We start from the raw sequence: 7,413 nt of genomic DNA on the forward strand, positions 1-7,413 counted from the left end.
GACATAAAGTCGGTAAAAGCGCTGGTCAGCGATTCACACGTTGACCTGTTTTCATATCGATCAAGATGATTTGCAATGCTGGCTCTGTGTTCGTCTGGCCGAAAATCTTCATTTTTAGATGGAGAATAGAAGTCATTTCAGTGTTTTCAATCGTGCTTTCACATGGATAAACAACATGCGCGAATTGCAGCTCAGCGATCTTGCGACGTATATCTAGATTAATGATTTGCATTTTTCCGTACTGATCCGCGCCTGTCGCATAATTGCCACTGGCATCAAATGTAAAACAATCTAACGCTAGCTCTAATGGAGTCTTACGCGGTGCGAATAATTGGGTATCGGCGATGCCTTCGCCCATCTGGTAATCATGTACCCAGCCTTGATAGACGGGTTCTGCTTTTGGGTTATAACTTAGTTCCCACAATTCCGCGATATCGTTGAAGACTAGGATAAAGCTTTGACGTTTGGTGTTTGCGTAGAGTGCGCTGATGGTCGCTAATTTTCCTTCTTTGTTTTGTAGCTTGAGTTGCCGGATGACTGTGTTGCTATGCAGATCAATTGCTTGCACTCGATGATTGATTTGGTCGATGCTGAGCGCATACCTGCCATTTTCAGAAACTAGATTTGGTGACGCCGTCGTTTGTGCAAACAGACCTAGCGGTGCTAATGACAAGAGCGTACAACCCAGATGCTTGAGCAATGTTTGCATACAGTTTCTTTAACCCATAAAAAAGCGTGCAGATGTTCTGTCTGCACGCTGGTTTACTTCAATATCAGTAATGCTTGATGTCGCTAATTCAAAGCTAACACATATTCCACCATCACTTTAATATCGGCATCGCTGACTGCTTTGTTCGGTGACATAGGGATCGGTCCCCAGACACCGCTGCCGCCGTCTTTCACCTTTTTGGAAAGGAGAGCAACTGCCTCAGCATTGCCTTTATATTTCTTGGCAATGTCTTTGAACGCCGGGCCAACGATTTTTTTATCGACGCCATGACAGTTCATGCAGTTATTTTTCTTGGCCAGATCGGCACCTGACTCTGATGCCATGACTGGCAAGGCAGTCATAGCGCAACTAGCCAAAAGTATGGAGAGTGTGAGTTTCATCATTGGCTCCTTAATACACATCATGTTGAGTATTGTTGACGTTGAATTTACCCGTTGGCGTAATCAGTTTTGGATCGCGGATAACGGCTTTTAATTTTCGGGTTTTGTCGTCAACGATCACAATTGCGGATTCTTTGTCTTTGGCGCTCCAGACCGAGAACCAGACTTCATCGCCAGCTTGGTTGTATTCAGGTTGGACGATGCGTTTTGCGCCATCGCCTAAGCCTGACCATTCACCGATAGGTAGAGTGACGAAGCCTTTACCAAAATTATTGATGTCAAACACCGCGACAGATTGACTGAGCTTTGGATCAGGATTTAATGGCGTGTCTACCCACAGATTCTTGGATTTTGGATGGGTCTTGATAAATAAAGAACCACCGCCTTGACCCTTAATCGTATCAACCACTTTCCACGCCTGAGCTTTGTGCTTAATCGGATCAGTACCAATCATGGAGATGCTTTCATCACCCAGATGGCTGGTTGCCCAGACTGGACCAAACTTAGGATGAACGAAATTCGCTCCGCGACCTGGGTGCGGTGTTTTGCCGACATCAACAATCGCGGCCATCTTGTCTTCTTTGGTATCGACCACCGCGATCTTATTCGAGGCATTCGCTGCCACTAAGAAGTAGCGGCCAGTTGAGTCAAAGCCACCGTCATGCAAAAATTTTGCTGCATCCAATGTGGTAACTTTCAGATTATTCAGATCTGAGTAATTGACCATCATGATTTTGCCGGTTTCTTTGGCGTTGATCACGAATTCGGGATGATAGTGCGACGCGACAATGGATGCCACACGTGGTTCAGGATGGTATTCGTTATCGACTGTCATGCCGCGAGTTGACACGATCTTCAAGGGTTTGAGGGTCTCGCCTTCCATCATCACATATTGTGGTGGCCAGTAAGAACCCGCCACGGCGAATTTATCTTCATAGCCTTTGAATTTGGATGTTTCTACAGAGCGTGCTTCCAGACCGACTTTGATTTCCGCGACGTTATCTGGTTTCTCCATCCACAGGTCAATCAAATTCAAACGTGCATCGCGACCGATCACATACAGATAGCGTCCAGATGCAGAGATGCGTGAAATATGTACGGCATAACCAGTTTTAACGATATTGATGATTTTCTTCGTATCGCCATCGATCAGCGCCACTTCGCCAGAGTCACGTAAGGTGGTCGAGAAAATATTCGCGATATTGTATTTGTTCATCTTCTTGGTTGGACGTTTATTGGGTGGAATAATGTCCTTCCAAGTCGCCAGCATTTCTTTCATGCCGAATTCTGGTGGAGTTGGTGGTTCTTGCTGAATATAGCGCGCCATCAAATCGACTTCTTTTTCGTTCAAATCACCAGAGGTGCCCCAGTTTGGCATACCCGCTGGTGATCCGTAGGCGATGAATACTTTCAGGTACTCCGTACCTTTATCTAAAGTGATATCGGGCGTCAAAGCTTTGCCCGTTGCGCCTTTACGCAACACACCGTGACAGCCAGCGCAGCGTTGGAAATAGATTTGCTTGCCGACTTCAAACTCGGCAAGTGTCATCGCCGGCGCTTTGGGATTGATGTTTTGATGCATGGCTTCGCTTGCTAATGGCGAACCGCCCGCCTGATATTTCAGCTCTGCCGCCGAGTGAGTTTTTTCTTCTTTCTTTTCTTGTGCGTAAGCGAAGCCGAAAGTAAGCGGCAAGCAAGCGATGGCTGCGACCAGAGGCCGAAGCATAGGGGTTTTATTGTTACGTAGATTACTTAACTTCATTGATGTAAACTTCATTTTAGGTCCTCTTTTTTTGATGAACTGAAGATGGCATTTCCTTAAAAACTGATTCCGATATCTCTGCTGTATTGATTCATTAATCGACTCAATGATTGAGTAGCTATGATGCATATCCAATTTCGTTACCGAGGCCGAAGCACATTTGTGCAGTGCGGACAATGTCAGGCTACGCGTCTGCTTTTGGTAAATCATTGACGACGGTCAAGAAAGAATTTGAAACGAGGAAAGTCTGCGATAGATCAAACTTGCAATGAGCTTTGTTGGAATTTTCAGAAAAGAGAGAGATAAAAAACAACGGCGATTTGTCGCGGTCGAATTGAAGTGAAAAATTTGGTTTATAGGAACTCATGAGGAACCCAAGCTTAGTTGATTTTTGACCAAGCTTTTTCTCATCCTTCGCCTGAATCGGCTTTTCAAATTAGGTCATGGCCTAATTCAATATCAAGCCATGACCGTACAGGACTACCAGTACTAATTCAGTTCACGTAAGCGATGTAGCGCGAGTGATAACCAAAATTCGCTACCATAACTTAGACACAAATTATGTTCGTACTGCTGCCAGCCCGGGTGTTTCGGTTGCAGTTGTAAAGCCTCAAGGTATTCGCACTCTGCAACAAAATATTGACGACGGTACGGTAATAAAAAACTACCCGGATGACTCGTGAGATAATCACTTGCTTCAAAATAATCAGAAAACCAGTGATTCGTGAAACCCATATCCTGATGCCAAAAATCACCGACATCATCACCGTGTATCGCTGCGCCAGAGAAGACGTGATGGGCGTGCTGCCAATCATGGAAACCATATTGTGCTGCGATTAAATTCAAGCAATGCTTGTGTTGCCATTGTGCAGGCATTACCCATTGACGCTTACGGCTTAACTTCGCTACCAATACCAAACTAGCAGGATCGCTAAGCTTTAGTTTTTTGTGCAAAAAAGACGCCCGAGTTTTGAGTTCGTTTAATACGACATTCATGACCGTTCTCCTAAGAACGGGTAGGCGCATTGCAAAGGATAATGTGTTAAAAATTTTGAAAATGACATGATCAATCTCCGTCTCGTTTATTGACGGCCCGCTGACGTCAAACGAAATGGTGAAATCACATCAAAAGAAGGATTGAGGGTGAACGCGTCTTGTGCGGGAGGGCGCCCCTTCGCACCCTGGCGCGGATTGTAGAGCGATTGCTTCAGTTATGTCAAATAAGTTCGATGCAGCTTTGCGGTATCAAATGCACGTATAGGCGCGGTAATCATGCTTAACCGTAGACGACTTATCCCAAACTTACTTGCTGTAACGATGTTACTCAGCACTCCTTATTTTGCCCAAAGCGCGCTAGCGCAACATGGCGCAATTCAGATGCAAGGCCCAGTGCAAAATCTGCCGCCAGATTTTATGGTTGATGCAAAAATGCGTGCGCAAATTATCGACAATCTGAGCAAAAAGATGCGCGCTTTCTACGTTTTTCCAGAGATCGGCGAGAAAATGGCAGCGGCCATTGAGTCACATGATAAGGCCGGCGCGTATACACATTTAAGCAGCGCCAACCGACTTGCCGCAAAACTGACCGAGGATCTACTCGCGATCAGTCACGACAAACACATTCGTGTAATGAATAGTCCAGACAAAGTGGACGATGATATAACGGCGGAACAACGCGCTAATGACAAACCTAGTGCAGAGGAATTGGCAAGTAACGCCGAGTTTGAACGCTCACGTAATTACGGCGTAGAAAAATATGAACGACTACTAGGCAATATCGCTTATCTTGAGCTAGGTGGTTTTTTGAATGCACAAACTAGCGGTGAGGTGGTCGCTGCAGCCATGACAGTCGCCAGTGGTGCCAATGCCCTGATTATTGACTTGTGTCGTAATGGCGGCGGTGATCCTGCGATGGTGGCACTCATTTGCAGCTATTTGTTTGATCCAGAGCCTGTCCATTTGAACGATCTATACTTCCGTGAAAGCAATCAGACCCGTCAATTCTGGACTCACGCGGTGGTACCCGGCAAGCGTTTTGGTAAAGACAAACCAGTTTATGTATTAACCAGCGAGCGTACTTTTTCGGCTGCCGAAGAATTTAGTTACAACTTAAAAAACCTTAAGCGTGCAACCTTGATTGGGGCCACCACGGGCGGTGGTGCTAACCCCGGCGATTCTTACAAATTAGCAGATCATCTGACCGTGTTTATTCCCAATGGGCGTGCGATTAGCCCTATTACCAAAACCAATTGGGAAGGTACTGGTGTTACGCCGCATATTGCAGTACCAGTCGATCAGGCATTGTTGACGGCGCAATTATTGGCGATGAAACCCGTGTTAGATACTATCAAGGAAGATTGGCGCAAACAGCCTTTGCAACGCGCAATTGACGACGTGCAGTCAAAATTGAATGCCATGAAAACTAAAGCAAAGAACTAACAAAGACGAATTTCTATTTGTCTAAGTGATGCGCTAGCTGATGACAAGGCTAGCCTCTCATAGCTACGATAATTGTTACTCTTGCGTTAATTGCGCATACAGACGCGGTAACAATTGAGGCAGTTCTGCTGCGTCTTTGACGACGATATAGCCTTTCGCACCGAACAGATGTGGCAAGTAGTCTTCGGCCTTTTCATCGATCGTCACACAAAAGGGTATTAACCCCAACTGACGTGCTGCACGAATCGCGACCCGCGTATCTTCGATGCCATAACGTCCTTCATATTGATCAAGATCATTGGGCTTACCATCGGTAAGAATTAAGAGTAAGCGCCGGGAGTTTTTCTGCTGTTGCAAAATCGCTGAGGCATGGCGGATCGCTGCGCCCATGCGGGTGTAAAACCCCGGTTTGATGTGTGCCAGACGACCACGTATTTGGTCGTTGTAGGGTTCATCAAAACCTTTGAGTAAATGGAAGCGCACATGGTCGCGCCTTACTGAAGAAAAACCATACAGAGCGAAGCGATCTCGTGTCGCGGATAACGCTTCGCACAACAAATATAGACTGTCTCGTATCACATCAATCACGCGCGCCTGATTGTTCACCCAGGTATCGGTAGACATCGATAAGTCAGCGAGCAAGAGACAAGCCAGATCGCGGCTTTGCTGACGATTGTCCAAGTATAAGCCGGGACTAGCGACCGTTAGTCCACGCCGGTTTGTACCGCGTCGTTCCGCACTGAAGCGCACGCAGGCATCGATATCAATATCGTCGCCACTCAGTTGTCCGCGCAGACGTTGGCGTTCTGGCGTTAAGCTTTGAAATTGTTGACGAAGTCGCTTAGCTGTACTGTGCAAATGTGCGGGCAAGGCTAGTCCTTCGGCGTTGCGCGCTAACAGCATTTGTATGCAGGCATGTTTTTCTAGAAGTTGCTGCTTCTTGTAGTGCCACTCCGGGTACATAATACCATCAGCGAGTAGCAAATCATCGTCAGCTTCGGCTGGTAAATCGAGATCGAAACGCACACGGCTAGCGGTACTCTTGCCATCGTTTGCGACGCTGAGGACGTCAAAATCATTCGCCGCTCTTTGCGCATCGGGATTGTCGTCTTCATCGAGCGGTCGATTCACTTTCACATATTCTGCCCAAGAGAATAAACTCTCGGCGCGAAATAGCAACATAAAAGGACTAAGGTTGTCGGGCATGTCGGTGCGCTCAGCCATACGTTTGCGCTGCTCGCTATCGGTTTGACCTGCGCTGCCTTGGGCTTGTTCTGGCGTGACTTTGCTGGCCGGTTTGTTGTTCTTAACATTGCTGTTGGAGGGTGAATGTAACCAAAGAATTACAGGAACAACATTGAAGTCTTTGCGTCCGACTTTTTTCAGATCAGACAGCACACTTCCGGGTTCTAACAATGCCTGACGGATTAGTAATTCATTTTCTGCTTCTTGCTTTTTTAATTTTGTCGGATCAGGCCGACGTGCGAGCGTGGCATGCACCAATCGTGCATAGCGCTCCTGCAATGAGGGAAAAGCGTTTAACAGTGACATGGTTGCTGATTGATTGCGTTGTAAATGGGGCGCTTCCGGGGTGACATCATGCGCAACTAAGGCTAGCAACCATAAATACAATTCACGATTGAGTTCACGTTCTGGAAAATAATCAATACTCGCAGGTAAGTGCAAAGTCGTTTCATCAGACCACGTTAGTTCAGCTTTCTCGCCGATACCGGCAATACGTTCAAGCCAGCCACGACGCGCGCCATGTGTGCTGGCGGAACCGGATTGCAAATTAATTCCAGGATCACCACCGAGGGCACGAAAGAAGGTTGCGGCGATGTTTTTCATCTGCGCCAATTCAACCCGAGCTTCTGGATAACCTTGATACGCGACACGGGTGATCAATTTATCCCACAGCCCGCCTATATATTCTTCCATTCGTGTGCTTTCATGATTAAGGTGCATACATCTTTTGTAGATCCTATGATAAAGAAAGAGTCGACAAGCAAATAACAATCCTTAAAATAAAAGCTCGACCAATTAAATCAAGGAGAACGACATGCTTGCGACTCTTAGGAATGATTTTACTGCAGAAAAAGTGG

The 7,413-nt window shown here is 46.5% G+C and carries 6 protein-coding genes; 1 reads left to right on the top strand and 5 read right to left on the bottom strand.

The annotated features are described in order from the left end of the window. Positions 1–25: 25 nt before the first annotated feature. The 4 genes from H8K52_RS17855 to H8K52_RS17870 form a co-directional block, all read right to left on the bottom strand. A complete protein-coding gene (locus H8K52_RS17855) occupies positions 26–709 on the bottom strand; it encodes a hypothetical protein (RefSeq protein ID WP_186924273.1) in 684 nt (227 codons plus the stop codon). Positions 710–792: 83 nt separating this feature from the next. After that, positions 793–1,071, bottom strand: a complete 279-nt coding sequence (locus H8K52_RS17860; RefSeq protein WP_425507558.1) for a c-type cytochrome — start codon at positions 1,069–1,071, stop codon at positions 793–795. A gap of 49 nt (positions 1,072–1,120) precedes the next feature. Next, a complete protein-coding gene (locus tag H8K52_RS17865; protein WP_186924278.1) occupies positions 1,121–2,836 on the bottom strand; it encodes a cytochrome D1 domain-containing protein in 1,716 nt (571 codons plus the stop codon). Positions 2,837–3,361: 525 nt separating this feature from the next. Then, positions 3,362–3,868 (bottom strand): hypothetical protein, encoded by a 507-nt coding sequence (locus H8K52_RS17870; RefSeq protein ID WP_186924275.1) that lies wholly within the window; start codon positions 3,866–3,868, stop codon positions 3,362–3,364. 276 nt (positions 3,869–4,144) lie between these two features. On the opposite strand from H8K52_RS17870, the gene H8K52_RS17875 reads away from it, so the two are divergent. Beyond that, positions 4,145–5,311 (top strand): S41 family peptidase, encoded by a 1,167-nt coding sequence (locus H8K52_RS17875; RefSeq protein ID WP_186924276.1) that lies wholly within the window; start codon positions 4,145–4,147, stop codon positions 5,309–5,311. Positions 5,312–5,386: 75 nt separating this feature from the next. On the opposite strand, the gene H8K52_RS17880 is transcribed toward H8K52_RS17875, so the two are convergent. After that, a complete protein-coding gene (locus H8K52_RS17880; protein WP_186924277.1) occupies positions 5,387–7,249 on the bottom strand; it encodes a nitric oxide reductase activation protein NorD in 1,863 nt (620 codons plus the stop codon). Between the last annotated feature and the right edge of the window lie 164 nt (positions 7,250–7,413).

This window comes from Affinundibacterium seohonense (assembly GCF_014284305.1).
GTDB classification, from domain to species: Bacteria; Pseudomonadota; Gammaproteobacteria; order Burkholderiales; family Burkholderiaceae_D; genus Undibacterium; species Undibacterium seohonense.

Bases quoted from the DNA above. Each gene is read 5' to 3' on its own strand.
- H8K52_RS17875 (WP_186924276.1), top strand. From the start codon at position 4,145: ATGCTTAACCGTAGACGACTTATCCCAAACTTACTTGCTGTAACGATG.
- H8K52_RS17870 (WP_186924275.1), bottom strand. From the start codon at position 3,868: ATGAATGTCGTATTAAACGAACTCAAAACTCGGGCGTCTTTTTTGCAC.
- H8K52_RS17855 (WP_186924273.1), bottom strand. From the start codon at position 709: ATGCAAACATTGCTCAAGCATCTGGGTTGTACGCTCTTGTCATTAGCA.
- H8K52_RS17865 (WP_186924278.1), bottom strand. From the start codon at position 2,836: ATGCTTCGGCCTCTGGTCGCAGCCATCGCTTGCTTGCCGCTTACTTTC.
- H8K52_RS17880 (WP_186924277.1), bottom strand. From the start codon at position 7,249: ATGGAAGAATATATAGGCGGGCTGTGGGATAAATTGATCACCCGTGTC.
- H8K52_RS17860 (WP_425507558.1), bottom strand. From the start codon at position 1,071: ATGACTGCCTTGCCAGTCATGGCATCAGAGTCAGGTGCCGATCTGGCC.